This window comes from Microbacterium sp. X-17 (assembly GCF_039615055.1).
The window spans coordinates 968771-994375 of record NZ_JBDHNI010000002.1; the positions used below are offsets into that span (position 1 = coordinate 968771).

General features: G+C 71.8%; 31 protein-coding genes. 23 read left to right on the forward strand and 8 right to left on the reverse strand.

Going from position 1 to position 25605, the window contains the following annotated elements:
• Window positions 1–84 precede the first annotated feature (84 nt).
• Window positions 85–351 carry a hypothetical protein gene (locus tag ABCS02_RS13155; RefSeq protein ID WP_345836092.1) on the forward strand — a complete coding sequence of 89 codons (267 nt, stop codon included), beginning with the start codon at window positions 85–87 and terminating at the stop codon, window positions 349–351.
• Complete coding sequence (locus ABCS02_RS13160) at window positions 348–1544, forward strand: hypothetical protein (protein ID WP_345836093.1); 1197 nt, start codon at window positions 348–350, stop codon at window positions 1542–1544. The genes ABCS02_RS13155 and ABCS02_RS13160 overlap by 4 nt, the downstream gene beginning before the upstream one ends.
• Here the strand turns inward: ABCS02_RS13160 and ABCS02_RS13165 are convergent.
• From ABCS02_RS13165 to ABCS02_RS13175, 3 genes are read right to left on the reverse strand one after another with little or no spacing between them, the layout of a single operon-like run.
• Window positions 1513–1908: a phage holin family protein gene (locus tag ABCS02_RS13165; protein WP_345836094.1), complete on the reverse strand. Its 396-nt coding sequence runs from the start codon at window positions 1906–1908 to the stop codon at window positions 1513–1515. The genes ABCS02_RS13160 and ABCS02_RS13165 overlap by 32 nt on opposite strands.
• 32 nt (window positions 1909–1940) lie before the next feature.
• Window positions 1941–2309, reverse strand: a complete 369-nt coding sequence (locus tag ABCS02_RS13170) for a type II toxin-antitoxin system death-on-curing family toxin (RefSeq protein WP_345836095.1) — start codon at window positions 2307–2309, stop codon at window positions 1941–1943.
• On the reverse strand, window positions 2306–2512 hold the full coding sequence (locus tag ABCS02_RS13175; RefSeq protein WP_345836096.1) for a ribbon-helix-helix protein, CopG family: 207 nt from the start codon (window positions 2510–2512) through the stop codon (window positions 2306–2308). The genes ABCS02_RS13170 and ABCS02_RS13175 overlap by 4 nt, the downstream gene beginning before the upstream one ends.
• A 55-nt stretch (window positions 2513–2567) precedes the next feature.
• On the opposite strand from ABCS02_RS13175, the gene ABCS02_RS13180 reads away from it, so the two are divergent.
• The 17 genes from ABCS02_RS13180 (at window position 2568) to ABCS02_RS13260 (ending at window position 17554) form a co-directional block, all read left to right on the forward strand.
• On the forward strand, window positions 2568–3677 hold the full coding sequence (locus tag ABCS02_RS13180) for a histidinol-phosphate transaminase (protein WP_345836097.1): 1110 nt from the start codon (window positions 2568–2570) through the stop codon (window positions 3675–3677).
• A gap of 4 nt (window positions 3678–3681) precedes the next feature.
• A complete protein-coding gene (locus tag ABCS02_RS13185) occupies window positions 3682–4812 on the forward strand; it encodes a thiamine pyrophosphate-dependent enzyme (protein ID WP_345836098.1) in 1131 nt (376 codons plus the stop codon).
• A complete protein-coding gene (locus ABCS02_RS13190; RefSeq protein WP_345836099.1) occupies window positions 4809–5792 on the forward strand; it encodes an alpha-ketoacid dehydrogenase subunit beta in 984 nt (327 codons plus the stop codon). The genes ABCS02_RS13185 and ABCS02_RS13190 overlap by 4 nt, the downstream gene beginning before the upstream one ends.
• A gap of 11 nt (window positions 5793–5803) precedes the next feature.
• Window positions 5804–7126: a dihydrolipoamide acetyltransferase family protein gene (locus ABCS02_RS13195; protein ID WP_345836100.1), complete on the forward strand. Its 1323-nt coding sequence runs from the start codon at window positions 5804–5806 to the stop codon at window positions 7124–7126.
• A 67-nt stretch (window positions 7127–7193) separates the two neighbouring features.
• Window positions 7194–8105 (forward strand): zinc ABC transporter substrate-binding protein, encoded by a 912-nt coding sequence (locus ABCS02_RS13200; RefSeq protein WP_345836101.1) that lies wholly within the window; start codon window positions 7194–7196, stop codon window positions 8103–8105.
• Window positions 8102–8914 carry an ATP-binding cassette domain-containing protein gene (locus ABCS02_RS13205; RefSeq protein ID WP_345836102.1) on the forward strand — a complete coding sequence of 271 codons (813 nt, stop codon included), beginning with the start codon at window positions 8102–8104 and terminating at the stop codon, window positions 8912–8914. The genes ABCS02_RS13200 and ABCS02_RS13205 overlap by 4 nt, the downstream gene beginning before the upstream one ends.
• Window positions 8911–9771, forward strand: a complete 861-nt coding sequence (locus tag ABCS02_RS13210) for a metal ABC transporter permease (protein ID WP_345836103.1) — start codon at window positions 8911–8913, stop codon at window positions 9769–9771. Before ABCS02_RS13205 ends, ABCS02_RS13210 begins: the two co-directional genes overlap by 4 nt.
• A 137-nt stretch (window positions 9772–9908) precedes the next feature.
• Window positions 9909–10310: a transcriptional repressor gene (locus ABCS02_RS13215; protein WP_345836104.1), complete on the forward strand. Its 402-nt coding sequence runs from the start codon at window positions 9909–9911 to the stop codon at window positions 10308–10310.
• A complete protein-coding gene (locus tag ABCS02_RS13220) occupies window positions 10307–11344 on the forward strand; it encodes a permease (protein WP_345836105.1) in 1038 nt (345 codons plus the stop codon). The genes ABCS02_RS13215 and ABCS02_RS13220 overlap by 4 nt, the downstream gene beginning before the upstream one ends.
• Window positions 11337–12116 carry a TIGR03943 family protein gene (locus tag ABCS02_RS13225; RefSeq protein WP_345836106.1) on the forward strand — a complete coding sequence of 260 codons (780 nt, stop codon included), beginning with the start codon at window positions 11337–11339 and terminating at the stop codon, window positions 12114–12116. The genes ABCS02_RS13220 and ABCS02_RS13225 overlap by 8 nt, the downstream gene beginning before the upstream one ends.
• Window positions 12106–13521: a hypothetical protein gene (locus tag ABCS02_RS13230; protein WP_345836107.1), complete on the forward strand. Its 1416-nt coding sequence runs from the start codon at window positions 12106–12108 to the stop codon at window positions 13519–13521. The genes ABCS02_RS13225 and ABCS02_RS13230 overlap by 11 nt, the downstream gene beginning before the upstream one ends.
• 5 nt (window positions 13522–13526) lie before the next feature.
• On the forward strand, window positions 13527–14198 hold the full coding sequence (locus ABCS02_RS13235) for a DNA-3-methyladenine glycosylase (protein WP_345836108.1): 672 nt from the start codon (window positions 13527–13529) through the stop codon (window positions 14196–14198).
• A 108-nt stretch (window positions 14199–14306) separates the two neighbouring features.
• Window positions 14307–14543: a 50S ribosomal protein L28 gene (gene rpmB, locus ABCS02_RS13240; RefSeq protein ID WP_345836109.1), complete on the forward strand. Its 237-nt coding sequence runs from the start codon at window positions 14307–14309 to the stop codon at window positions 14541–14543.
• A complete protein-coding gene (gene rpmG, locus ABCS02_RS13245; protein WP_320942767.1) occupies window positions 14543–14713 on the forward strand; it encodes a 50S ribosomal protein L33 in 171 nt (56 codons plus the stop codon). Before rpmB ends, rpmG begins: the two co-directional genes overlap by 1 nt.
• A 3-nt stretch (window positions 14714–14716) precedes the next feature.
• Window positions 14717–15022, forward strand: coding sequence for a 30S ribosomal protein S14 (rpsN, locus tag ABCS02_RS13250; protein ID WP_345836110.1), 306 nt, complete (start codon window positions 14717–14719; stop codon window positions 15020–15022).
• Window positions 15023–15208: 186 nt separating this feature from the next.
• Window positions 15209–15496, forward strand: coding sequence for an HU family DNA-binding protein (locus ABCS02_RS13255; RefSeq protein ID WP_345836111.1), 288 nt, complete (start codon window positions 15209–15211; stop codon window positions 15494–15496).
• A gap of 78 nt (window positions 15497–15574) precedes the next feature.
• Window positions 15575–17554 (forward strand): cytochrome c oxidase assembly protein, encoded by a 1980-nt coding sequence (locus ABCS02_RS13260; protein ID WP_345836112.1) that lies wholly within the window; start codon window positions 15575–15577, stop codon window positions 17552–17554.
• Window positions 17555–17650: 96 nt separating this feature from the next.
• Here the strand turns inward: ABCS02_RS13260 and ABCS02_RS13265 are convergent, their stop codons facing one another.
• Both ABCS02_RS13265 and ABCS02_RS13270 read right to left on the reverse strand, forming a co-directional pair.
• A complete protein-coding gene (locus ABCS02_RS13265) occupies window positions 17651–18172 on the reverse strand; it encodes a hypothetical protein (RefSeq protein WP_345836113.1) in 522 nt (173 codons plus the stop codon).
• Between the two features lie 108 nt (window positions 18173–18280).
• A complete protein-coding gene (locus ABCS02_RS13270) occupies window positions 18281–19366 on the reverse strand; it encodes a hypothetical protein (protein WP_345836114.1) in 1086 nt (361 codons plus the stop codon).
• 79 nt (window positions 19367–19445) lie between these two features.
• Here ABCS02_RS13270 and ABCS02_RS13275 point away from each other — a divergent pair, with 79 nt between their 5' ends.
• Entirely contained in the window at window positions 19446–20795 is a 1350-nt protein-coding gene (locus tag ABCS02_RS13275; protein ID WP_345836115.1) for an AAA family ATPase, read from the forward strand.
• 1 nt (window position 20796) lies between these two features.
• Here ABCS02_RS13275 and ABCS02_RS13280 read toward each other — a convergent pair whose 3' ends face one another.
• Entirely contained in the window at window positions 20797–21450 is a 654-nt protein-coding gene (locus ABCS02_RS13280; protein WP_345836116.1) for a biliverdin-producing heme oxygenase, read from the reverse strand.
• A 42-nt stretch (window positions 21451–21492) separates the two neighbouring features.
• Window positions 21493–21798: a DUF2470 domain-containing protein gene (locus tag ABCS02_RS13285; protein WP_345836117.1), complete on the reverse strand. Its 306-nt coding sequence runs from the start codon at window positions 21796–21798 to the stop codon at window positions 21493–21495.
• Between the two features lie 81 nt (window positions 21799–21879).
• Here ABCS02_RS13285 and ABCS02_RS13290 point away from each other — a divergent pair, with 81 nt between their 5' ends.
• The gene (locus ABCS02_RS13290) at window positions 21880–23151 is read left to right on the forward strand and encodes a serine hydrolase domain-containing protein (RefSeq protein ID WP_345836118.1); all 1272 of its coding nucleotides are present in this window, start codon (window positions 21880–21882) and stop codon (window positions 23149–23151) included.
• Window positions 23152–23422: 271 nt separating this feature from the next.
• On the opposite strand, the gene ABCS02_RS13295 is transcribed toward ABCS02_RS13290, so the two are convergent.
• Window positions 23423–24379: a nucleoside hydrolase gene (locus tag ABCS02_RS13295; protein ID WP_345836119.1), complete on the reverse strand. Its 957-nt coding sequence runs from the start codon at window positions 24377–24379 to the stop codon at window positions 23423–23425.
• 29 nt (window positions 24380–24408) lie between these two features.
• Between ABCS02_RS13295 and ABCS02_RS13300 the strand changes: the two genes are divergently transcribed.
• Window positions 24409–25254: a ribokinase gene (locus tag ABCS02_RS13300; RefSeq protein WP_345836120.1), complete on the forward strand. Its 846-nt coding sequence runs from the start codon at window positions 24409–24411 to the stop codon at window positions 25252–25254.
• On the forward strand, window positions 25251–25592 hold the full coding sequence (locus ABCS02_RS13305) for a hypothetical protein (RefSeq protein WP_345836121.1): 342 nt from the start codon (window positions 25251–25253) through the stop codon (window positions 25590–25592). The genes ABCS02_RS13300 and ABCS02_RS13305 overlap by 4 nt, the downstream gene beginning before the upstream one ends.
• Window positions 25593–25605 lie beyond the last annotated feature (13 nt).

A 25605-nucleotide genomic window follows, 5' to 3' on the forward strand; every position in this document is an offset into this window, starting at 1 on the left:
TGCACAGCGTGGATTTTCGCGGCTCCTGCCCACAGGACGTGCCCGGGGTCGCCGTACCTCCGGTCTGGGCGTGAGGCTGGTCGCATGCTCTCGCCGCCCTCCGACGACACGCTGATGCTGCGCACGGCCGCGCGTGCCGCGGTGGATGCGGCGGCCGAGGCCGCGTGCCGGGCGGCGGCCCGCGCGTCCGGGCTGGTGGCGGACGTCCGGTGGCGCTCCCGCGCGTTCGACGCGTTCCGTGCCCGCGTCGAGGCGTGGCAGACCGAGGTGTCGGCCCTCGCGGCGGCGCTCGAGAACGCGCCCGAGCACCTGCCGGGCGGCCCGCAGTTCTGGCCGTGGCGCGAGCCGTGAGCGACCTCGAGATCCGCAGCGGCGGTGCGATCGCGGTGGACGCCGCCTCCCTCGAGTCCGCCGCGGACGAGGCATCCGCGCTCGCGGCGCTGCTCCAGGACGCGGCGGCGGACGTAGAGCGGGCGGTCGCGCTGTTCGGCCTCGCCGACCTCGCGTGGCCGACCGGGCCGTCGCTCGTGCGGTGGGCGGAGGCGTGCGCGGAGGAGGCCCGGGCGTTGGAGCGCGCGCTCCGCGAGGCCGCAGCCGGGTACGAGCGCGTCGAGGCGCGCGCGGCGCGCGGGGCGGACGCCCGCGGGACGGGCGATTGGGCCGGCGAGTTCGTCCGGCAGACGGTGCTCGGGCTGCTCCCGTTCGGGTTCCTCCCGACCCCGACGGCGCTCGTGCTCGCCGGCACGACCGTCCTTGCCGTCCGGCAGGCGGCGCGGGGCCGGATCCCGGCCGGCGCGGTGCTCGAGGGCGAGGCCGCGCCGCCGCCGATGCGCGCGACGGCCGTCGCGCCGTCCGGGCGGCCGGCGTCGCTTGCGGAGCTGGCCGGGCGGATCCCGGCGAGTCCGGATCGCGTGCGCGTCGAGCGCTACGCGATGCCCGACGGCGCGCGCCGGTTCGCGGTGTACGTGGGCGGCACGCAGGGGTGGGCGGGGGCGGAGCCGTGGGACATGTCGTCGAACCTGCGGCTGTACACGGGCACGCGCTCCGACTCGTACGCGGCGACCGAGGCCGCGCTCGCCGCATCCGGCGCGCGGCAGGGCGACGCGGTCTACGCTGTCGGCCACTCGCAGGGCGCCATGATCGCGTCCCGCCTGGCGCTCGAGGGCGGCTACGACACTCGGGCGCTCGTCACGTTCGGCTCACCGGTCGAGGCGGAGGTCGGGGCGGGGACGCTGAGCGTGCAGGTGCGGCATCGCGACGATCCGGTCGCACTTCTCGCGGGTGGCGGCAGCCCCGCGCCCGTCGGGGCACCCGGCGGTTTCGTCGCGGAGCGGACGGCGGATCCGCAGCCGTCGATCGGCGATCTCGCGCTCGGCGCGCACCAGCTGTCCGCCTACGAGGAGACCGCCCGGCTCGTGGACGCCTCGGCCGATCCGCGCGTCGCGCACCTCCGCGACGTGCTCGGCGAGCTGGCCGACGCTCCCGCGGAGGTCACGACGTGGGCGCCGGTCGTCAGCGGTCCCGGTTCCGCGGCCGGAGGATGAGCCCGAACACCCAGTTGATGAGGGAGATGATCAGGGCGGCGAGGATGCCCCACCAGAAGTCCTCGACGCGCAGCCCCCACGACCAGAACGACGTGAGCCACGCGGTCAGCCACAGGAGGAACCCGTTGATGACGAGGGAGATGAGGCCGAGCGTGAGGATGTAGATCGGGAAGGCCAGCACCTTGATGACGGTCCCGATGATCGTGTTCACGAGCGCGAAGATCACGGCCACGATCAGGAGCGTCAGCACGAACTGCAGCGTCTCCCCCGGCGGGAACGCGATCACAGAGACCTGCAGTGCGGGGATCAGGGTCACGACCCAGATCGCGAACGCGTTGACGACCACGCGGATGAGGAAGCCCATGCGAGCAGTCTCCCATCGGTGTCGTCCCGAGGTCACGCCTCCACGACGTAGCGGCGCAGCGCGTCGGCGATCTCCGGGATGTCGAGTTGGCTCTGGGCCGTGCCGAGGACGAGAGCGAACGCGTCGTCGATCGGCATGTCCACCCGACTTCCGTTCAGCTCGAGGAACGTCAGGGTCGCCACCCAGGAGAACCGCTTGTTGCCGTCGAAGAACGGATGGTTCTGCGCGAGCGACGACAACAGCGCGGCAGCCTTCTCATGCAGGTCGGAATACGCCTCGACCCCGAACATCGCGGCCCCTGGCCGGGCGAGCGCGGAGGAGAGAAGCCCGAGGTCGCGGACGTGCAGACCCATCTCCGAGGCGATCGCGGCCGCGAGCGGCAGATCGAGGTACTCGGTCATGCGTCTTCGAGACGCCGCATGAGCTCCGCGTAACGCTCGCGCACGTCGGCGGCGATACCGGTCACGCGCGCGGTCCGTTGGCTGGCATCCACGAGCATGGAGACGCCTTCGATGAGCAGGGCGTGCTTCGAGGTGTGGCGGGCGGCGGCGAGCGCCTCGAGCTGGGCGTCGAGTTCCTCGGGGAGACGAACGGTCATAGCCATACCAAAACGGTATCACACCAGATTGGTATCACGCCCCCGCTCCTAGACTGAGCGGGTGACCGACGACATCCCCGTGCGCGTGCGCCCGGAGATCGCGTCGCTGGCCCCCTACCGTCAAGGACGACAGGCGGACGACGACGCGTTCAAGCTCTCCAGCAACGAGAACCCCAACGCGCCGCTGCCGAGCGTGCTGGCCTCGATCCATGCCGCCGCGGAGCACGTCAACCGCTATCCGGATGCCACGGCCGCGCGCCTGCGCGAACGCCTCGCGGCGCGGTTCGGCGTCACCGCGGACGAGGTCCACATCGGTGCGGGGAGCGTCGCGATCCTCGCCCAGCTGATCCTCGCGGCCGCGGCGCCCGGAGACGAGGTCGTCTACGCCTGGCGGTCGTTCGAGGCCTATCCCGGCCTCGTTCGCGTCGCCGGCGCGACGCCTGTCGAGGTCCCGCTGACGTCCGACGGCCGGCACGACCTCGACGCGATGGCGGCGGCGGTGACCGAGCGCACGCGGGTCGTCCTCGTCTGCTCGCCCAACAACCCGACGGGTCCGGTCGTCGGCCACGCCGCGTTCACCGCGTTCCTGGAGCGCATCCCTGGCGACGTCCTCGTCGTCCTGGACGAGGCGTACGGCGAGTTCGTGACCGCGCCGGAGCCGGCGGACGGGCTGCGCGTCGTCGGCGCGAAGGGGCATCCGAACGTCGTCTCGCTCCGGACGTTCTCGAAGGCGTACGGCCTCGCCGGCCTTCGCGTGGGCTACGCGATCGGCCACCGGCGGATCCTCGACGCGGCGCGTTCCACCGCGATCCCGCTGTCGGTGACGGCGACCGCCGAGCACGCGGCACTCGCGAGCCTCGACGCGGAGGACGAGCTCCTCATCCGCGTGCGCGAGATCGCGCAGCGCCGCGACCGGCTCGCGGCGGGTCTCCGCGAGCTCGGCTGGAAGGTGCCCGAAGCGCAGGGGAACTTCGTCTGGCTTCCCGCGGGAGCGGAGACGACGGTCGTCGCGGATGCCTTCGAGGCGGCCGGCCTGATCGTGCGGGGGTTCGCGGGGGACGGCATCCGCGTCTCCGTCGGCGAGGAGGAGTCTGTGGAGAGGATCCTAGGGATCGCGGCATCCGTTGTCCGGAACCTCCCAGAAGCCCACCCGGGCCGCACGTTAGCGTAGAACGGTGATCCCGGTCGACGATCCCTCGCTCGTGCGCATCCTGGGTGCGGACGGGACGCTGTCCCCCACCCCCGCCGCCGAACCGTACCTCGCCGCCGCCGAGGCGGTGACGGATGCCGAGCTCGAGCAGTTCTACCGCGACATGCTCGCGGTGCGGGCGTTCGACCGCGAGGCGACGCTCCTCCAGCGGCAGGGCCAGCTGGCGCTGTGGCCGCCGAGCCTCGGCCAGGAGGCGGCGCAGGTGGGCTCCGCGCGCGCCGCGCGGCCGCAGGACCACCTCTTCCCCTCGTACCGCGAGCACGTCGTGTGCATGGTGCGCGGCGTCGACCCGGTGCACATCATTCGCCTCATGCGCGGGCTGACGCACGGCGGGTGGGACCCGGCCGACCCCGCCAACGGCAACATGCACATCTACACGATGGTGCTCGGGTCGCAGACGCTGCACGCGACGGGCTACGCGATGGGGCTCGCGTTCGACGGCAGATCCGGCACGGGCGACGCCGAGCGCGACCAGGCCGTCATGGTCTACTACGGCGATGGCGCGTCCAGCCAGGGCGACGTGCACGAGTCGATGGTCTTCGCGGCGAGTTACCGCACGCCCGAGGTCTTCTTCCTCCAGAACAACCAGTGGGCGATCTCCGTCCCGGTCGCGACCCAGTCCCGCGCGCCGCTCTTCCAGCGCGGCGCCGGCTACGGGATGCCGAGCATCCAGATCGACGGGAACGACGTGATCGCCAGCTACGTCGTGACGAAGCAGGCGCTGGACGAGGCGCGCGCCGGGCTCGGGCCGCGGGCGATCGAGGCCGTGACGTACCGCATGGGCGCGCACACGACGAGCGACGACCCGACCAAGTACCGCACCTCCGACGAGGAGCAGGCGTGGACGCAGCGCGATCCCGTCGTGCGGCTGCGCACCTTCCTCGAGTCCCGCGGCGCGTCGGCCGCGTTCTTCGCGGACGCCGAGGCCGCCGCGGCCGCCATCGCCGAGGACGCGCGGACGCGCACGATCGCGCTCGGCGGTCTCCCGGCCGACATGATCTTCCAGCACGTCTACAGCGAGCCGCATCCGCTCCTCGAGGAGCAGGCGGCGTGGCTCGCGGAGTACGAGCGCGCGTTCGAGGGGGGCCAGGCATGAGCACGACCGAGACGATGCCCCTGGCGAAGGCGCTCAACGCGGGTCTGCGCCGCGCGCTCGCGACGAACGATCGGGTCCTCCTCATGGGCGAGGACATCGGCGCGCTGGGCGGCGTGTTCCGGGTGACGGAGGGCCTGCAGGCCGAGTTCGGCGACCGCCGCGTGCTTGACACCCCGCTCGCCGAGTCGGGCATCGTGGGCACCGCGATCGGCCTCGCGATGTCCGGCTACCGGCCGGTGTGCGAGATCCAGTTCGACGGGTTCGTGTTCCCCGCGTTCGACCAGATCACGACGCAGCTCGCGAAGCTGACGAACCGGCACGAAGGCACGATCAGCATGCCGGTCGTCATCCGCATCCCCTACGGCGGGCACATCGGCGCGGTCGAGCACCACCAGGAGAGCCCTGAGACGTACTTCGCGCACACGGCGGGCCTGCGCGTCGTGAGCCCGTCGACGCCGAACGACGCGTACTGGATGATCCAGGACGCGATCGCGTCGTCCGACCCGGTGATCTTCCTCGAACCGAAGAGCAAGTACTGGCAGAAGGGCGAGGTGGATCTCGCCGAGCGCGCCCTGCCGCTGCACGCCAGCCGGCTCGTCCGGCGCGGCACAGACGTGACGCTCGTCGGTCACGGCGCCATGGTCACGACGCTGCTCCAGGCCGCCGCGCTCGCCGAGGCCGAGGGCACGAGCTGCGAGGTCATCGACCTGCGGTCGCTCTCCCCCATCGACTACGGCCCGATCCTCGACTCCGTGCGTCGCACGGGTCGTATGGTCTACGCGCAGGAGGCGCCGGGCAACGTGAGCGTGGGGAGCGAGGTCGCCGCCACCGTCATGGAGCGGGCGTTCTACGCGCTCGAAGCGCCCGTGCTCCGCGTGTCCGGCTTCGACGCGCCGTTCCCGCCCGCCAAGCTCGAGTCGCTCTATCTGCCCGACCCGGACCGCATCCTCGAGGCCGTCGACCGCGCTCTCGCCTATTGAAGGGATCCCCGATGAGCACTCAGACCTTCCAGCTCCCCGACGTCGGGGAGGGTCTCACCGAGGCCGAGATCGTGACGTGGCGCGTCGCCCCCGGCGACACCGTCGCGATCAACGACGTGCTCGTCGAGATCGAGACGGCGAAGTCGCTCGTCGAGCTGCCGTCGCCCTTCGCGGGCGTCGTCGGCGAGCTGCTCGCTGCCGAGGGTGACACGGTCGAGGTCGGCGCGCCGATCATCACGATCGCGGGCGAGGCGGATGCCGCGTCCCCCGCCGTCGTGCCGTCGGAGCCCGCGTCCGCCGACGCCTCCGGCAGCGGCTCGGTCCTCGTCGGCTACGGCACCGGCGGCGAGGCGGTCTCGCGGCGCCGGAAGCCGGCCGAGCGCCCGGTCGCGGCATCCGTCGGGGTCGTCGCGAAGCCGCCGATCCGCAAGCTCGCGCGCGACCTCGGGGTCGACCTCGCCCACGTCGTGCCGAGCGGCCCGGCCGGCGAGGTGACGCGCGACGACGTGCTGCGCCACGCGTCGCAGGCGAGCGTGTTCCGGAACATCGAGACGCCCGCGTGGCCCGAGGAGCGCGAGGAGACGATCACGGTCGCCGAGCCGGCGCCCGCGGCTGCCGTGGTCTCCCCCGACGCGCGGTCGGAGTCGATCCCGGTCCGCGGGGTGCGCAAGGCCGTCGCGAGCGGGATGGTGCAGTCCGCGCACGAGGCGCCCCACGTGTCGGTGTGGACCGACGTCGACGCGTCGCGCACCATGGAGCTCGTCAAGCGCCTGAAGGCCTCGCCCGACTTCGCCGACGTCCGTGTCTCGCCGCTGCTCATCATGGCGCGGGCCGTCATCTGGGCCGTCCGCCGCACGCCGATGGTGAACGCCGCGTGGGTCGACGGGGAGGACGGCGCGCAGATCCGGGTCCACCACTACGTGAACCTCGGCATCGCCGCGGCCACCCCGCGCGGCCTGCTCGTGCCCAACATCAAGGACGCGCAGGACCTCAGCATGCGCGACCTCGCCCGCGCCCTGGAGAAGCTCACGCTCACGGCGCGCGAGGGCAAGACCAGCCCCGCCGACCAGCAGGGCGGCACGATCACGATCACGAACATCGGCGTGTTCGGGATGGACGCCGGGACCCCGATCCTCAACGCCGGCGAGGCGGGGATCGTGGCGCTCGGCACGATCCGCCAGAAGCCGTGGGTCGTCGACGGCGAGGTGCGGCCCCGCTACGTGACGACGGTCGCCGGGTCGTTCGACCACCGCGTGATCGACGGCGACGGCATGAGCCGATTCATCGCCGACGTGGCCTCGATCCTGGAAGAGCCCGCCCTCCTCCTCGACTGATCCGCCCGCGCGGCCGCCGTCCCCGGCGGATTTGAGAACGATTCTCAATACCCGTAGAGTCGGGGGCATGCCCAAACGTCTGCTCCTCGGGGGCCTCGTCGCCCTGGCCGCCCTCGTTCTCACCGGATGCTCGGGCGGAGCATCCGGCACGAGCACCGGCGACGGACGCATCTCGGTCGTCACCTCGACGAACGTGTACGGGCAGATCGCGCAGCAGATCGGCGGCGACGCCGTGACGGTCACCGCCCTCATCGACTCGCCGAGCCAGGACCCGCACGAGTACGAGGCCACCGCGAGCAACCAACTCGCGGTGCGGAGCGCGGACCTCCTCGTCGAGAACGGCGGCGGCTACGACACGTTCTTCGACTCCCTCGTCCAGGCGAGCGGGTCGAGCGCTCCGGTCGTCGTCGCGGCAGAGCACTCGCCCGCGTGGAAGGGCGCCGACCACCTCGAGGGCTTCAACGAGCACGTCTGGTACGACCCGGCCACGACCGCCCAGGTCGCCGACGCGATCGCGACGCAGCTCTCGACGCTGGACCCGTCGCGCGCCGACGCGTTCGCCGCGAACGCGCAGGCCTTCACGACGCAGGTCGCGGGGCTGGAGAGCGCGCTCGCGGCGATCGCGACGCAGCATCGGGGCGCGCAGGTCTTCGTGACGGAGCCGGTGCCCGGGTACCTGATCGCCGCGGCGGCGCTCGACAGCGTGACCCCGGATGCCTTCAGCCAGGCGGTCGAGGAGGGCCACGACGTGCCGCCCGCGACGCTGCTCGACGCGATCGGACTGCTCCGGGCGGGCACCGTGAAGCTCGTGATCGTGAACGCGCAGGCGGGGGGTGCCGAGACGACGCAGGTCGTCGACACCGCGACCGCGGCCGGCATCCCGGTCCTCGAGTTCACGGAGACCCTGCCGGCCGGACAGACTTACGTCCAATGGATGCAGCAGAACATCGACCAGATCGCGCAGGCGCTGGGGAAGTGACGGCCGTTCCGCCCCTCCGGATTACGGGCGCCGCGCTGCGCCGCGGCGACCGCGAGCTGTGGAGCGGACTCGACCTGGACGTGGCGCCGGGCGAGTTCGTGGCCGTGCTGGGGCCGAGCGGAACGGGCAAGACGAGCCTGCTGCGCGCGATCCTCGGCCTCGACCGGCTGTCGGAGGGGACGATCACGGCGCTCGGCGAGCCCGTGCGCCGCGCGGGGAACCGCCGCATCGGGTACGTGCCGCAGCAGCGCCCGCTCCCCCGCGACACCACGATGCGGGCGCGCGACCTCGTCGGGCTGGGCGTCGCGGGGCACCGGTTCGGACTGCCGATCCCGCGCCGCGGCGACCGGGCGCGGATCGACCGGCTCCTCGACGCCGTCGGCGCGCGCGACTACGCGGAGCGGCCCGTCGGGCTCCTCTCCGGCGGCGAGCAGCAGCGGCTGCGGGTCGGGCAGGCTCTCGCGGACGCGCCCCGCCTGGTCCTCTGCGACGAGCCGCTCACGAGCCTCGACCTCGCCAACCAGCGCGCGGTGATCCAGCTCATCGACCAGCACCGGCGCGCGGCGGGCGCCGCGGTGCTGTTCGTCACGCACGACATCAACCCCGTGCTGGGCAGCGTGGACCGCATCCTGTACCTCGCGGGCGGCCGCTTCATGCTCGGCACCCCGGACGAGGTGCTCGACTCCCGGGTGCTCTCCGACCTCTACGGCGCGCCCGTCTATGTGCTGCGCGCCGGCGGCCGGCTCGTCGTCGTGGGCGCGCCGGATGCCGAGGAGTCCCAGCACTACCACGACGGGGCTCCGTCGTGAGCTGGGCCGACGTGTGGTCCGCGATGTTCGGCGGCCTGTCGCAGTACGGGGCGATCCTCGACCTCGTGCAGAACTCCGTCTGGGCGGGGGCGGTCCTCGGTCTCGCCGGAGGTCTCGTCGGCGTGTTCGTCATGCAGCGCGACATGGCGTTCGCCGTGCACGGCATTTCGGAGCTGTCGTTCGCGGGGGCGGCCGCGGCGCTCTTCCTGGGCGTCGACGTCGTGACCGGCTCGATCGTCGGCTCCCTCCTCGCGGCGGCGATCATCGGATGGCTCGGCGCCCGCGCGCGCGACCGCAACTCGATCATCGGCGTGCTCATGCCGTTCGGCCTGGGCCTCGGCATCCTGTTCCTGTCGCTCTACAACGGCCGCAGCGCGAACCGCTTCAGCCTCCTGACCGGGCAGATCGTGTCGGTGCAGTCGTCGCAGCTCGGCTGGCTCATCGGCATCAGCGCCGTTGTCGTGGTCGCGCTGCTGCTGTTCTGGCGTCCGCTCCGCTTCGACTCGCTCGACCCGCAGGCGGCCGCGGCGCGCGGGGTCCCGGGCCGGTTCGTCTCGCTCGCGTTCATGCTGCTGCTCGGCCTCATCGTCGCGGTGGCGGTCCACATCATCGGGGCGCTGCTCGTGATGGCGCTGCTCGTGACCCCCGCGGCGGCGGCGATGCGGATCGCGACGGGCCCCGTGGCGGTGCCGCTGCTCGCCGCGGTCTTCGGCGTGGTGTCCGCGGTCGGCGGCATCCTCCTCGCGATCGCGGGCACGCTCCCGGTGAGCCCGTACATCACGACCCTGTCCTTCCTCATCTACGTCGTCTGCCGGCTGGTGGGCGCCCGCCGCGACCGCCAGACCCGCGTAGCCTGACCCCCCGGACGTGAGAACGCGCTTGTGTCTCAAAATGGACCCCATTTTGAGACACAAGCGCGTTCTCACGGTGGGGTGGGCCGGCCGGGGGCGCCTGACCCGGCCGGTTGCCAGAGACCGTCGGTAGACTCCCGCGCATGGCCCAGCGCAACACGTGGCAGCGCGAGCGCGTCAAGGAGGCGCTCGCGCACACCCGAGGCTTCGTGAGCGCGCAGACCTTGCACGCGCAGCTGCGCGACGAGAACACGGGCATCGGGCTCGCCACGGTCTACCGAGCCCTCGCCGGGCTCGCGGCCGACGGCTCGGCCGACTCCCTGCAGAGCCCGGAGGGCGAGAGCCTGTATCGCGCCTGCACCACCCCCGGCCACCACCATCACCTGATCTGCCGCTCGTGCGGCCTCACGGTCGAGATCGAGGCCACCGCCGTCGAGCAGTGGGCGCGCACGACCGCGTCCCAGCACGGCTTCACCGACGCGGAGCACATCGTGGACATCTTCGGGTTGTGCCGCTCGTGCGCCCTGGCCCGCGACCGAGCGTGACGGCCCCTCGCACCACGACGCGCCCGCGGGGCGCGACCCCGCCGCGGACGACACGCTCGCGCACGGCGATCGCGGGCATCGGCGTCGGGCTCGCCGCGATCGCGGTCCTCGTCGGCCTCCGGTTCTTCGCGCCGGACGTCATCCCGGACATGCCGACCCGCCTGCAGGACGGGATCACGCTGTCCCTGTCGGTCCTCGTCGAGTCGCTGCCGTTCGTGGTCCTCGGCGTCGTGCTGTCGATCGTCATCCAGGTGTGGGTGCCGCCGGCGTCGATCGAGCGATGGATGCCGCGGCAGGCCTGGGCCCGCCGCCTCGTGCTGTCGCTGCTGGGCATGATCGTCCCGGTGTGCGAGTGCGGCAACGTGCCGTTCGCCCGCGGCCTGCTGATCCGCGGGTTCGGGGTCGCGGAGACGATGACGTTCCTCATCGCCGCCCCCATCGTCAACCCGATCGTCATCATCACGACCCACCAGGCGTTCGGGTTCAGCGACGGCATCCTGGTCGCGCGGCTCGTCGGCGGGTTCCTCATCGCGAACCTCATCGGATGGCTGTACAGCCGGCATCCGGATCCGGACGGCCTGCTGACCGCGCGTTTCGCGCGCTCGCGCGAGATCGTCGCGCACGAGCAGGGGAGCCGCGGCCGCCGCAGCATCGCGCAGTTCATCGTCGAGCTCCGCGCCGTCATGCCGGCGCTCGTGATCGGCTCGGCGCTCGCGGGCGCCGTCCAGGTCGTCGTACCCCGCGAGGCGCTGCTCGCGATCGGCTCCAACCCGGTCTACTCGATCGTCGCGATGGCGGCGCTCGCGATCGTCGTGTCGATCTGCTCCAACGTCGACGCGTTCTTCGCGCTGTCGTTCGCCTCGACGTTCACGCCGGGCTCGATCGTCGCGTTCCTCCTGATCGGCCCGATCGTGGACGTCAAGATGATCGCGCTGCTGCGCACCACGTTCACGACCCGGACGATCGCGGGGATCGTCGTGGTCGTCCTCCTGTCCGCCTTCGCGATCGCGATCGGGGTGAACCTCCTTGCGTAAGGGGCGGTGGATCGCGGTGCGCCTGCTGGGCGTGGGCCTGGCGGCGGTGCTCGCCGTCGTCACGCTCTCCCTCGCGGTCACGGGGCAGATCGGCCTGTACATCAACCCCGACTCGGCGTGGTTCGCGGTCGGGATGTCGGTCGTGCTGCTGATCGGCGCGGCTCTCACGTTCACCCTGCCGCTGGGGGCCGAGGCCGACGACGGGCACGGTCACGACCACGGGCACGCCCACGACGACCACGAGCACGAGGGAGAGGTGCGCGGCGCGTCGATCGCGGGCATCGCCGCCGTCGCCGGGGGCGTGCTGTCCACCGCGCTCGTGGCCACGATGCTCGTCGTGCCGCCCACCGCGCTGTCCACGCAGCTCGCGCTGGAGCGCGGCGCGAACGCGCCCCCGCTGTTCGGCGGCGCCGACCGGGTCGCGCTCGCGACGACGGGCGACACCGCCGCGTTCGGCGTCGGCGACTGGGCGAGCGTGTTCGCGAGCGCGACCGATCCGGACCAGTTCGTCGGCAAGGCCGTCACGCTCACCGGCTTCGTCGGCCCGTCGAAGCAGAGCGGCGGCTTCGGGCTCACGCGCCTCGTCATCACGCACTGCGTCGTCGACGCCCAGGCCGCATCGGTCCCCATCGCGACGGACGACCTCGGTCTGCCGGCCGGCCAATGGGTCACGGTGACCGGCACGATCCGCGCCGACGCCGACGGTCGCCTGCGCGTGGACGCCGCTCAGGTCGCGACGATCGCGGCGCCCAAGGATCCGTATGAGTACTGAGCGCTCCTCGTCCCGCCGCGGGCGGTCGCGCCGACGCCGGCTGCGCCTGTTCCTGGCCGGGTTCGGGATCGCGATCCTCACGCTCGCGATCGTGGGGGCCGCGGGCGCGGCCGTGAGCGCGATGCAGGGTCCGCGGACGACCGACGTGCAGGTGGATCCCGCCGCCGCGGTCTCGTCCTCGGGCTCCCGGCTCATCCTCACGACCAACCAGTCGCTGCAGACCGTGCGGCCCGAGCAGGTGACCGTCACGCCCGCGGCTCCGTTCACCGTCGACACGTCCGGCCGGAGCATCGGCATCCGCTTCACGCTCCCGCTGTACGACGCGACGCAGTACACGGTCCAGATCGCGAACGTGACCGGGGTCGGCGGGGGTCCCGCCTCGACCCTCTCGGAGACGTTCCAGACGCCCGATCTCGAGGTCTTCCTGCTCCAGCGCGCGACCGACGGGGACACGATCTTCCGCACCGGTCTCGCCGGCACCGCGGCCGTCCCGGTCTTCCGCGACGCGCACATCGAGGACTTCCGCGCGACCTCCGGTCACCTCGTGATCTCGTTGCGCCACGACAACGTGCCGGAGCTCGTGGTGACCGATCGCGACGGCCAGAACCGGCGCGACCTGCCCCTTCCCGGCACCGGGAACGTCAGCGGGCTCGAATCCGCCGATCGTGGCGAGACGATCGGCTTCGTCTACTCCGACCGGGATCCGGCCACCGGGGCCGGCGCGGACAGCGTGCTCTACACGGTGTCGCTGTCGGATCCGACCGCGCAGCCGGTCGCGGTCCAGCCCGCGGGGGCGGATGCGCGTGTCGCGCAGTGGCGGTTCGTGCCCGACACCGACCGGGTGCTGATCGCGAACTTCGCCGGCCGCCTGCTCCTGACCGCGCCGGGCGGCACGACGGCGACCGACCTCGGCACGGCGGCCGCGATCGAGGGCATCGCCCGCGGGTCGCAGCTCGCGATCATCGAGCGGATCGACGGCATGGTCGTGGTCAACCTCGCGGACGGCTCGACCACCCCGCTCCCGGTCGCGACCGGCGTGCCCGGCTCGGAGGGCATCCTCACCCCGCTGCCAGGCTCCGCGAACGAGGCTCTCCGCCCGTTCGCCGTCGTGACGGGCGGCGTCGCGCAGGGGACGACCGTCTACCGCGTGAGCGCCGACGGCACGACGTCGAAGCCAGTCTTCACGATCGCCGCGTCGGCCGCGTTCCTCCAGACGTGCATCTCGCCGAACGGCCGCTACGGCGCGTTCCTGCTCGCCCCGGACATCGTGTCCAACCCCTACGACACGTACCTGCGGCCCCTCCCCGGCCGGGTCGAGACGCACATCGTCGACCTCGACACGGGGCAGGAGGTCGTGGCCCTCGCCGGCTCCGACATCTCGTGGTGCCAGGCAGCGACCCAGTGAGGGGGATGCCGCCGGGCCTGCACCCCGCGACGCGCGCGGAGCTGTCCGGGTTCCCGCGCGAGGTCGCACCGCGCCTGCTCGGCGGGGTGCTCGAGACCCGCGTCGCGGGCGAGCGCGTCGCGGTGCGCCTCACCGAGGTCGAGGCGTACCACGGCCGCGGGACCGGCGACGTGCCCGATCCCGGCTCCCACGCCCGGATGGGTCCGACCGCGCGGAACGCCACGATGTGGGGCGAGCCCGGCCACCTGTACGTGTACCTGAGCCACGGCATCCACTCCTGCGTCAACGTCGTGTGCGGCCCGGCCGGCGTCGCGGGCGGAGTGCTGCTGCGCGCCGGCGAAGTCGTCGACGGGGCGGATGCCGCGCGCCGGCGCCGCCCCGCGGCGCGGATCGCGCGGGACCTGGCCCGCGGTCCCGGCCGGCTCGGCGACGCGGTCGGGCTGCGGCATCCGGTCCACGACGGGATCGACGCGGTCGGCGGCGGGCGGCAGGCGGATGCCGAGGCGCGCCTGCTGCTGCGCGACGAACCCCTCCCCAGCGTCGCGTCCGGCCCCCGCGTCGGGGTGGCCGGCGTCGCCGGCACGGCCGTGTTCCCGTGGCGGTTCTGGATCGCGGGCGATCCGACGGTCTCAGCCTTCCGCTGGGGACGGGGCGCGCAAGCCGCCGTGCTAGAGTAGGCGTTTGTCTGCGTGCACTCCTGCGCGCAGTTCGTGCCGCTCCGGCGGTGCAGACAAGGGATCTTGGGTGGAACCGTCCGGTTCCACGGTAATGAAGGAGACATCACCATGGCTGCTGTGTGCCAGGTGACTGGAGCGGTTCCCGGCTTCGGTCACAACATCTCGCACTCGCACCGACGGACGAAGCGCCGCTTCGACCCGAACGTGCAGAAGAAGACCTACTACGTGCCGTCGCTCGGCCGTAAGGTCACGCTCAACGTGTCCGCCAAGGGCATCAAGGTCATCGATGCCCGTGGCATCGAGGCCGTCGTCAAGGACCTCCTCGCGAAGGGTGTGAAGCTCTGATGGCGAAGAAGGCTCAGGACGTCCGTCCGATCATCAAGCTGCGTTCGACCGCCGGCACGGGGTACACCTACGTGACGCGCAAGAACCGCCGCAACAACCCCGACCGCATCGTGCTGAAGAAGTACGACCCCATCGTGCGCAAGCACGTCGAGTTCCGAGAGGAGCGCTGACCCATGGCCAAGAAGAGCAAGATCGCCCGCAACGAGCAGCGCAAGGTGGTCGTCGACCGCTACGCCGCGAAGCGCGCCGAGCTGAAGAAGCAGCTCGTCAACCCGCAGGCCTCCGACGAGGAGCGCGAGGCCGCCCGCGTCGGCCTGCAGAAGCTGCCCCGTAACGCGTCGCCCGTGCGCCTGCGCAGCCGCGACGTCATCGACGGCCGTCCCCGCGGTGTCCTCACGAAGTTCGGCATCTCGCGTGTCCGCTTCCGTGACATGGCCCACCGTGGCGAGCTGCCCGGTGTGACCAAGTCGAGCTGGTAACCACCTGCTTCGCCCGAAGCCCTCGAGGATCCGTCCTCGGGGGCTTCGTGCTTTCTGGTCGGAAATCCGCGGAAATCCGCGGGATGCCAGCTAATATTCGAGTCGGTTGCACACACCAGCCGGAAGCTCCCGCTCCCGGTCCGAGAAACGAAGGACGGCATCGTCCGTCCGTGGAGGACAAACCACATGGCCGACAAGTCCATCACCAAGACCGAGCTCGTCGCGAGCATCGCCAGCGCGACGGGCCAGAGCCAGTCCGCTGTCTCGGGCGTGCTCGACTCGCTCTTCGCCACGGTCGCCGACGCGGTCGCCAAGGGCAACAAGGTCTCGATCCCGGGCTGGCTCTCGTTCGAGCAGGTCTCCACCGCCGCCCGCACGGGCCGCAACCCGCAGACGGGTGCGGAGATCAAGATCCCCGCGGGCAAGCGCGTCAAGGTGACGGCGGGCTCGAAGCTCAAGGGCGCCGTCAAGTAAGTCGTCGTCAGAGAGGGGGAGGCGGATCGCCTCCCCCTCTCTGCGTTTCTGGAAGGAACACGCGCCTAGGCTTGAGGGATGCACCCCCGCGCGCTTCGTGCCGCCGGCCCCCTCGTTCTGGGCGTCGCGGCCGTCGTCGCACTCCTCGTGCTGCTGGCCTACGGCGGCGGCGCGGCGCCGCTCGTGATCGCCGATCCCGGCCCCGTCGTCCGGTGGGGCCTCCCGATCTCGACGGTCGCGGTCAACCTCGGCGCCGCGGGGATGGCGGGCTCTCTCGTGCTCGCGCTGTTCGGGCTGAAGGCGGGGGAGCGCGCCTTCGACGTCGCGCTGGACACGGCATCCGTCTCCGCCGCGGTGTTCACGGTCGCCGCCGGAGTGACCGGGTTCTTCACGTTCGTGAACGTCTCCAACGCCGCACCGAGCGGCGACATGCTCTTCGGCGAGCAGCTGGGCAGCTTCCTCGTGCAGCAGGAGCTCGGCCGCACGTGGCTCTTCACGACGGTCGGCGGGGCGGCGCTCACCGTGCTGACGTTCGCGGTGAGGGGCTGGACCTCGACGTTCCTCGTCGCGATCCTCGCCCTCGTCGTGATCGTGCCGATGGGCACGCAGGGTCACTCGGGCGAGCTGTCCACCCACGACGTCGCGATGACGTCGCTGATCCTGCACATGCTCGCCGCGGCCGTCTGGGTCGGCGGGCTGCTGCTGCTCGTCGTGGTCCGACCGCTGCTTGCGAAACGGGAGGTGCCGGATCTCCTCCGCCGGTACTCGACGATCGCGCTGTTCGCGTTCGTCGTGGTGGCGTACTCGGGCACCGCCCGTGCGATCGTTGCGGTCGGCGACTGGTCGGGCCTGCTGACCCCGTACGGCGCGATCCTCGGGGTCAAGATCGTCGTGCTCATCGGCCTCGGGGCGCTCGGCGCCTGGTACCGGCTGCGGCTGATCGGGCGGATGGACCAGGATCGGCGGGCGCGCCGGTTCTGGGGCCTCGTCGTGCTCGAGCTCGCCCTCATGGGGATCGCGAGCGGCGCCGGCGTCGCCCTCGCGCGGACACCGCCGCCGGTGGGCGAGGCGGTGCCGACCGTGCGCACGCCCGCGGAGATCCTCTCCGGCTCGCCGCTTCCGCCGGAGCTCGACATCTCGCGCTGGTTCACGTCGTGGAACATCGACCCGGTGTGGGTCGTCATCGTCGCGGCGGGCGTCTTCTTCTACCTCGCCGGCGTGTGGCGCCTGCACCGTCGCGGCGACCGCTGGCCCGTGTACCGCACGATCCTCTGGCTGGGCGGGATGCTGCTGCTCCTGTGGGTGACGTGCGGACCGGTCAACGTCTACCAGGAGTACCTCTTCAGCGTGCACATGGCCGGGCACATGCTGCTGACCATGGCAATCCCCCTGCTGCTCGTGCCTGGTGCGCCGATCACGCTCGCGCTCCGGGCCATCCGAAAGCGCGACGACGGCACGCGCGGCGGCCGGGAGTGGATCCTCTGGGCGTTGCACTCGCCGTTCGGCCGCATCATCACGAACCCGTTCTTCACCGCGGGCCTGTTCGTCGCCTCGCTCTTCGTCTTCTACTACACGGACCTCTTCCGCTGGTCGCTGTACGACCACGCGGGGCACGAGTGGATGACGGCCCACTTCCTCATCACCGGTTACCTCTTCGTGCTGTCCCTGATCGGGATCGACCCGGTGCCGTACCGCCTGCCGTATCCGGGGCGGCTCGTGACGCTTCTCGCGGTCATGGGCATGCACGCGTTCTTCGGTGTCGCGATCATGGAGCAGTCCGGCCTCATGGTGGCCGAGTGGTTCGGGTCGATGGGGCGCACGTGGGGCGGGACACCGCTCGAGGACCAGTACGTCGGCGGAGGTGTCGCGTGGTCGATCGGCGAGATCCCGTCGCTCATCCTCGCGCTGACCGTCGCGATCCAGTGGAGTCGCAGCGACACCCGGCGCAATCGGGTCCGCGACCGGCATGCGGATCGCACGGGCGACGCCGAGCTCGAGGCGTACAACGCGCAGCTGCAGGAGCTCGCCGACCGCGACGCCCGCACTGGCGGCCGCTGAGCCGCCGCCGGCTTCAGTCGGTCGCGGATGGTGAGACGACGATCGTGGCCGACCAGACATGGGCCGGCCACGATCGTCGTCGCCGAATTCGCCCAACTAGCTGCGCGTCACCCGCGTGTAGTACCGGTTGGGAACGAATGCCGTGCTTCCCGCTGAGACGAAATCGCCTGAGCCGCCGTACCAGAAGGTCGTGGTGTTCGACCCTGCGGAGATCCTCGTCACATTCGGGATGCCGACCGAAAGCAACCCCGTCCCGTAGAAGCCGAATGGCGTGCTGCCACCATTTGCCAAGGCGCAGGCGTCGCCGGCAGCGCACCCTGGCCCTCTCTGGCTAAGCAGCGGTGTGATGCCGGGAGACGGAAGGTAGACGGCGATGATGTCGCCGGCTCCGTTCCGCAGGCTGACGTTCGGGAGTCCGGTGTTGACGATTGCGGCGATGTCTGCGGCCGTCTGTGTCTGTGCCAGCGCTTCCAGCCGCGCCAACGCCTGAGCATCCGAGAACGGGTTCACGTCAACCGTGACCGGTGCGGATGATGCGAGACTTCCGCTGTCGGCGAATGCCGGTGACGCTCCGAGCGCAAGTGCCCCAGCGACACTCAACGAGATCGCGAATTTCACGACAGAACTACGCTTCATTTTGAATTCCCCTTCGGTCGACCCCTTCGACCGTCACGAGCACCATAACAATCTGTCAACGATCTGCACAGCAAATCTCGTCGCAGACCCTCAGCCGGTCGCGGAGCCGCCGAGCTGGATCGACAGCGATCCGTCGCTCTGGGTCGTGATCGAGCCGTCCAAGAGGAACGGCACGTCCTCGCTCACGTGGTGCAACGAGCCGTTCGAGACCGAGCGGATGTCGACCTCGATGTGCGCGGTCGCGGGAGTCCCCGGAATGCGCCAGTTCGCCCCGTCTGGGACGATCGACACCGTCGGCTGCTTCACCATCGACCACGTCGGCAGGCCGTCGATCCGGTTGTAGACGACGTAGCCGAACGGGCACCCGGTCGGCTGGAGCACCCGCTGGGTGGTGCAGTCGGTGAGGAACTGCTCGACGCGGGACTGCACGGTCGAGACGAACTGCGCCGTCGGTTGCGCCTGCACGTCCACCGGCACCTGGGTGAGCGGGGCGTCGGCGAGCACCGCGACCCCGTCGGCGGTTGCCACCGGCGTGTCGACCGTCACCGAGTAAAGGCCGGGGGAGAACACGAGGAGCGGGACCGCGCTCGCCTGATCCGCCGCCGCGGACACCTGGTTCTTGTCGACGTCGAAGCCGTTGACCCGGAAGTCCGCCGATCCGAGCACCGTGAGGTCGACGATCGCGAGCGGGCTCGTATCGAACCGCCACGCGGGCAGGACGCCCGCCGTGCCGTCGCGGCGGACGGCGAAGGTCGTCTGCGCCGGATATCCGCCGGCCGAGTAGCCGACCGTGACGCGCGTGAGGTCGCCGTCGGCCTGTTCCGCGATCGGGTGCACGTCGCTCAGATGGCCGAGCGCCGCCTGACGGAGGAGCGCCGTCGAGGCCGTGGACGGCAGCCCGCGGGCCGTGAGGACGGTCGGATCGACCGCGACGCCGGGGAGGGCCAGCGCGTCCGCGGCGCGTCCGTCGCCGAGGAGACCCAGGTAGTGCAGCACGAACGCGGTGGGGCTGTAGAACTGCCGGTACACCGTGACTCCGCCGGCGACGGTGGCGCCGACGAGCAGCACGCCGACGATGCCGAGGATCGACAGATCCACCGCGAGACGGCGAGACCGTCGCCGACGTCGCGGCGACACCGGAGTGTCGGCGATCGCCCCCTCGGTCGGCCCGCTCACGGCCCCAGTCTAGGAAGCGCCCGGGCGAATCGCCTGGGAAGCGGCCGGAGGGCCGTCCGAGGCTGACTACCATGTCACGGTGAGCACGCCTCTGTCCGCCGAGCAGGAGTCGCTGTTCCAGCAGATCGAGAACACGCGCGACCACGTGTTCGTCACGGGCCGCGCGGGCACCGGCAAGTCGACCCTCCTGCGGCACCTCGCGTGGAACACGAGCAAGCAGCTCGCGATCTGCGCGCCGACGGGCGTCGCGGCGCTGAACGTCGAGGGCCAGACGATCCACTCGCTCTTCCGCCTGCCGATCGGGCTCATCGCGGACAGCGAGCTGGATCAGTCGGATGCGACGCGGCGCATCCTCAACGCGATCGACACGCTCGTGATCGACGAGATCTCGATGGTGGGCGCCGACCTCATGGACGCGATCGACCGCTCCCTCCGGCAGGCCCGCGGGCGCCGCGGCGAGCCGTTCGGGGGCGTGCAGGTCGTCATGTTCGGCGATCCGTACCAGCTGGCGCCCGTGCCGCCGCGCGGCGACGAGCTCCGCTACATCCAGGACCACTACCGCTCCTCGTGGTTCTTCGACGCGCGTGTGTGGGCCGGGGACGAGCCGGATGCCGCCGGGATCCTCGACCTCGGACGCTACGGCGCGGATCTCCGCATCGAGGAGCTGCGGCAGATCCACCGCCAGTCCGATCCGCGGTTCACAGCGCTGCTCAACGCGGTGCGGCACGGCCACGTCACCGCCGACATGGCGCAGGTGCTCAACGATGTCGGCGCGCGGCCTGCGCCCGAGCCGGTCGACGGCGAGCCCCCGGTCATCACGCTCGCGACGCGCAACGACATCGTCACCTCGATCAACCGGCGCCATCTCGACGCCCTGAAGGGCCGGGCGCAGACCGCGCTCGCCGAGATCAACGGCGACTTCGGGCGCGGCGACATCTATCCCGCCGACGTGGAGCTGCAGTTGAAGATCGGCGCGCAGGTCATGTTCCTGCGCAACGACGTCGGTGGGTATCCGGAGCCGCCGCGGTGGGTCAACGGGACGATCGGCACCGTCACCCGGATCGCGGGGGGCACGGTGCGCGTCGAGGTCGACGGCGTCGAGCACGAGGTCGAGCCCGCGGTCTGGGAGAGGTTCCGGTACTCGTACGACGCCGGCACGAAGGCGCTTTCGCGCGATGTCGTGGCGGAGTTCACGCAGTTCCCGCTGCGGCTCGCGTGGGCCGTGACGATCCACAAGTCGCAGGGCAAGACCTACCAGCGCGCCGTCATCGACCTCGGCTCGGGTGCGTTCGCCCCGGGGCAGACGTACGTGGCGCTCAGCCGGCTGACCTCGCTCGACGGGCTCTACCTGTCGCGGCCGCTCCGGCCCCGCGACGTCCGGGTCGATCCCGACGTCCAGCGCTTCATGAGCGCGGTCCGCGCGGCCTGAGTCAGGCGGCGGCTTCGGCCTTCGCGCGGGCGAGGTCCTCGAACAGCTCCGTGTTGAAGCGGTACGCGAGGAGGACCTCGTCGATCACGCGGGCCTTCTCCGCCTCGTCCCACGGCGCGGCATCCAGCTGCTCGCGGTACGCGTCCTTGAATGCGGCGGGGTCGGCGATGTCGTCGAAGACGTAGAAGCCGATCCCGTTGGTCTCGAAGCCGAACCGCCGCGCCATGACCTTGCCGATGAACTGGCCGCCGGACAGGTCGCCGAGATAGCGCGTGTAGTGGTGGGCGACGAAGCCGCCCGGCCAGGTCGCGCCGACGGCGTCGATGCGGTCGACGTAGCGCTGGGTCGTCGGCAACGACTCGATCCGGTCGCGCCAGTCCGGGCCGATCAGGAACTCGAGGTCGGCCTCCAGCGCGGGCAGGCGCGTGAGCCGGTCGGTGATGAACGCGGCGGCCACGGGGTCCTGCCGCATCGCCTCCGCCGCGCTCTCGAGCGCCGCGTAGATGAACCAGTGCTGGGCGACGAGGGCGACATAGTCCTCGCGCGAGCCCTCGCCCTGCATGAGATCGGACATGAAGCCGCTCGTCTCGCTGGACGAGTGAGCGGCGGTCGAGCGCTCGCGGAGCGCCGTGGAGAACGGGATCGGCTCGGGCATGCGCTCAGTGTAGCGGGCGAGGTTAGGTCCACCTAACCTCGATCAGTGCGGGCGCGGCTCGATCCCCAGCCGGCCGCACGCCTCGTCGTAGAGCGCGACGACCTCGCGCCGGACCTCGGCGCGTTCGGTGACCGGACCGCCCGGCCACGGCACGCGGACGTGCTGCGTCTCGCCGGCCGCGGTGGTGGCATCCCAGTCGGCGCCGTCGCCGTCGAACCCGGTCATCACGGCGGAGGTCGCCTCGACTCCGGCGAATGCCCGCACGATCAGCACGTTGTCACCCGTGTGGTCGGCGTTCATGTGGCCCAGGACACCGGAGCGCACGGCATCGTCGAAGGTATGCGGCATCCTCTCAGCGTAGGGGGCGCGGTCGTGATGGCTCCGAGACCTTCGTGTGTTTGAATCGTGAGCGGAGGTTCAGGGGTGAGGATGAGTTCCCGTCGGGGTGGACGGCGACTCGGCGCGATCGTGGTCGGCGTCGTTGCCGTGGCGGTGCTGGTTGCGGGCTGCTCCGGGGGCAGTGTGCGTCCGAACGTGCCGTCGCAGGCGTCGGGCGCGCTGGCCGCCGACATGCAGTCGCAGCTTCAGGACGCCGCCGAGTTCGCCATGAAGGCATCCGGGTCGTCCGGGGCGCTGGTCGGCGTGTGGGCGCCGTGGAGCGGCACGTGGGTGGTCGGGCTGGGTGTCGCGGACACCGCGACCGGAGCCGCGGCAGATCCGGCTATGAGCTTCCGCGCGACGACGTTGACCCGGCCGATGACGTGCGACGTGCTCTATGCGCTCGTCGCGAACGGGACGGTGTCACCGAGCGATCTGGTGTCGAAGTACGTGCCCACGGTCATCGGTCTGAACGGCGTGACGCTGGGGGAGCTGTGCGATGGCACGTCCGGCGTCGGCTCGTACCGTCCGTCGGTGGAGAGCATGTGGCTGCAGAACCCGGGCCGGGTGTGGGATCCGCGTGAGCTCGTCTCCTACGGCATCGGCCGCCTGGCGGCATCCGCACCGGGGACCGCGTGGGTCGACTCGGATGCCGGCTACCAGCTGCTCGGCCTCGCTCTGGAGGCCGCGTCCGGCCGCAAGGCGGCCGATCTCTACGGGATGTACGTGACCGGGCCCCTGGGGCTGTCGCAGACCGCGCTGCCGGATCCGGCGCCGGCCGACCCCGGCCGCGATCCGCTGCACGGATACGTCTCCGCCCGGGGGGCGGACGGCGCGGTCGCGTGTACGGCGCCGACCGACGTGACCGACCTCTCCTCGAGCATCGGGTTCACGGACTCCGGGGTGGTGTCGACCCTCGACGACGCGAAGACCTACACGCAGGCCCTCGCCGCGGGATCCCTGCTGCCGTCCGGTGTCGACCGCTTCGCCTCCGCCAAGTCCCCGAGCGCGGACGCGCCGACGTGGTTCACCACGGGCGGCGGCGCGTTCCGGGCCGGGTCGCTCGTCGGGCAGTACGGCTCGGTGCCCGGGTACCTGACGGCCTCGTTCGCCGACCCCGGCACGGGCCTGACCGTGGTCGTGGTGCTGAACGACTCCGCGGCACCTGCTCAGCTCGCGGGCGACCTCGCGTGGCAGCTGGCGGCGATCGCGTCGAAGGCGACCCCCGCCGCGGGGCGCGATGCCGCGACCTCGGGCCTCCCCTGGACCGCCCCGCAGCTCCACGACGCGATAGCCAAGTCCGCGGTCTGCCCCGTCTCCTGACCTCGTCTGCCCCCCGGCCCCGCGCCCACGGGCCCTGGCCCGGCGCGCGAGCCGCGCGAGCCCAGCCCCCTGGGCCCGTCGTTCCGCGCGCCGGGGCCCCTCGCCCTCTCCGGTCCGTCCCCGAGCCCACCTCCTCCTCGCGAGACCACCCGCATAGGGCCCCACGAGCACGTGGGCTCGCGAGGAAGAGGTGGGTTCGACGAGAGGGAGGGAGGGAGGGAGGGAGGGGAGGGAGGGAGGGAGCGGGCTCGGGCGAGAGAAGGGGTACGGGCTAGAGGAGGGTGGCGAGGAGATGGGGGGCCAGGGGGGTGGCCGTCTCCAGGACCACGGTCGTACGGACTCCCTCGTGATGCCGGGGCGCGAGCCGCTGGCCGCGGAGGTCCACGATCGTCTGCCCGCGCCCGGGGCCATCGGTCGTATCGACCACGACTGGGACGCGCAGCGCGCGCGTCGGATGGACGCCGCCCACCGCGATCGCGGCGGCGAGTGGATCGTGGAGGGCACTCGCCCGCATCCCGTACAGGCCGGTGTAGAAGTCGAAGTAGTGGTCGAGGATGCCGCCGATCACGCGGGCGAGGGGATCCTCCGCGTGCAGGAGGGCCTCGCGGCCGGGCTCGTCCAGGACGTGCTCGTGCGTCACGTCGAGCGGCACGATCACGACATCCCAGTCCGCCTCGAAGACCGCGGCCGCCGCCTCCGGATCGCAGAAGACGTTCGCCTCGGCGACGGGCGTGACGTTGCCCGGCACGAGGGCCGCGCCGCCCATGACCGTGATCTCGGTGACGCGCTGCGTGAGCGTGGGGTCGGCGCGGAGCGCGAGCGCGATGTTCGTGAGGGGGCCGACCGCGATGATCCGCAGCCGGCCGGGGTACCAGCGCGACAGGTCGAGGAGGAGCTCGACGGCCGAGCGCGCGTCCGGTTCGGCATCCGCCCGCGGCAGCTCGACGCCGCCGATCCCGTTCGCCCCGTGGACGCGGGTCGCGCCGCCGGCGAATGGCTGCGCGAGGTGGTCGTGCGCTCCGATCGCGACGGGGATGCTGGTGCGCCCGGCGATCCCGAGGAGGTCCAGCGTGTTGCGCGCCGCTTGCTCGGCCGAGGTGTTGCCGCTCACCGTACCGACGCCGACGACCTCGACTCCGGATCGGGCGAGCAGGTAGGCGAGGGCCAGAGCGTCGTCCACGCCCGTGTCGCAGTCGAGGTAGACCGGGATCGGCGCGGCGTAGGTCATCTCACGGTTCTACCGCATGGAATGTCCCCGTGGATCTCGCTCCTCTCCGGCCGCTCGCCGTCGTCGGCAGCATCAACGTGGATGTCGTGGCCCGGGTGGCCCGCCTCCCCGGTCCCGGCGAGACCGTACTCGGCGGCGCGCTGACCCGCAGCCCTGGCGGGAAGGGCGCGAACCAGGCCGTCGCGGCGGCGCGCCTCGGCGCCCGGGTGCGGATGGTCGGCTGCGTCGGGGACGACTCCGACGGACGCTGGATGATCGACGCCCTCCGGGATGCCGGCGTCGACACGGGCGGCATCTGGCTCGGCGACACCCCGACGGGGACCGCGCTAATCGCGGTCGACGCGAACGGCGAGAACCAGATCGTGGTCTGTCCGGGCGCGAACGCCGCGGTGGAGGCTCCGGACGACCTCGGCGACGACGAGGCGGTGCTGGCGCAGCTGGAGATCCCGCTCGCCACGGTCGCGGCGCTTGCAACCGCCCCCGGGTTCCTCGCGCTCAACGCCGCGCCGGCGGCGGAGCTGCCGGCATCCGTCGTGGAACGCGCCGATCTCGTGATCGTCAACGAGACCGAGTACGCGCTGCAGCCGGCGCTCGCGGCCGCGCGGCTGGTCGCGGTGACGCACGGCGCCGCCGGCGCCGTGCTGCTCTCGCGCGGCACGGAGGTGGCGCGCGCGTCCGCGCCGCCGGTCACCGCCGTCGACTCGGTCGGCGCCGGCGATGCCTTCGCCGCGGCCCTGACCTTGGGCCTGCACGCGGGCTGGCCGCCCGAGCTCGCGCTCCGCGCCGCCTGCGCCGTGGGCGCCGATGCGGTCACGATGCCGGGCGCCCAGCCGCCGCTCCGCCCGCTCGCGTCCTACGCCTGGGAGGTTCCGTGACTCATCCGTACGAGGTGCGACCGGTGGGGGCCGCTCCCCGCCGCGGCGTGGACATCCTCGGCCTGACCGCCGTGATCGTGGGGGCGGTCGGCCTCGTTCCCGGTCTGCTCGTGTTCCTGGTGGGGTTGATCCCGTCGATGAACGCGATCTGGTGGCTGGGGCTGATCATTCTCCCCTTGATGGCGGTCGTCGGGATCGTCACGCTCCTGCTGGGTCTGATCGGGATCTGGATCGCGAGCGTCCGCCGTGGTCGCTGGGTCCTGTCGGCCATCGGCGTGGTCCTCGGGATCATCCAGGTGCTGCCCGTGGCATGGATGTACCTCGACGCGCTGTCGTAGTGCCCTGCGGCAT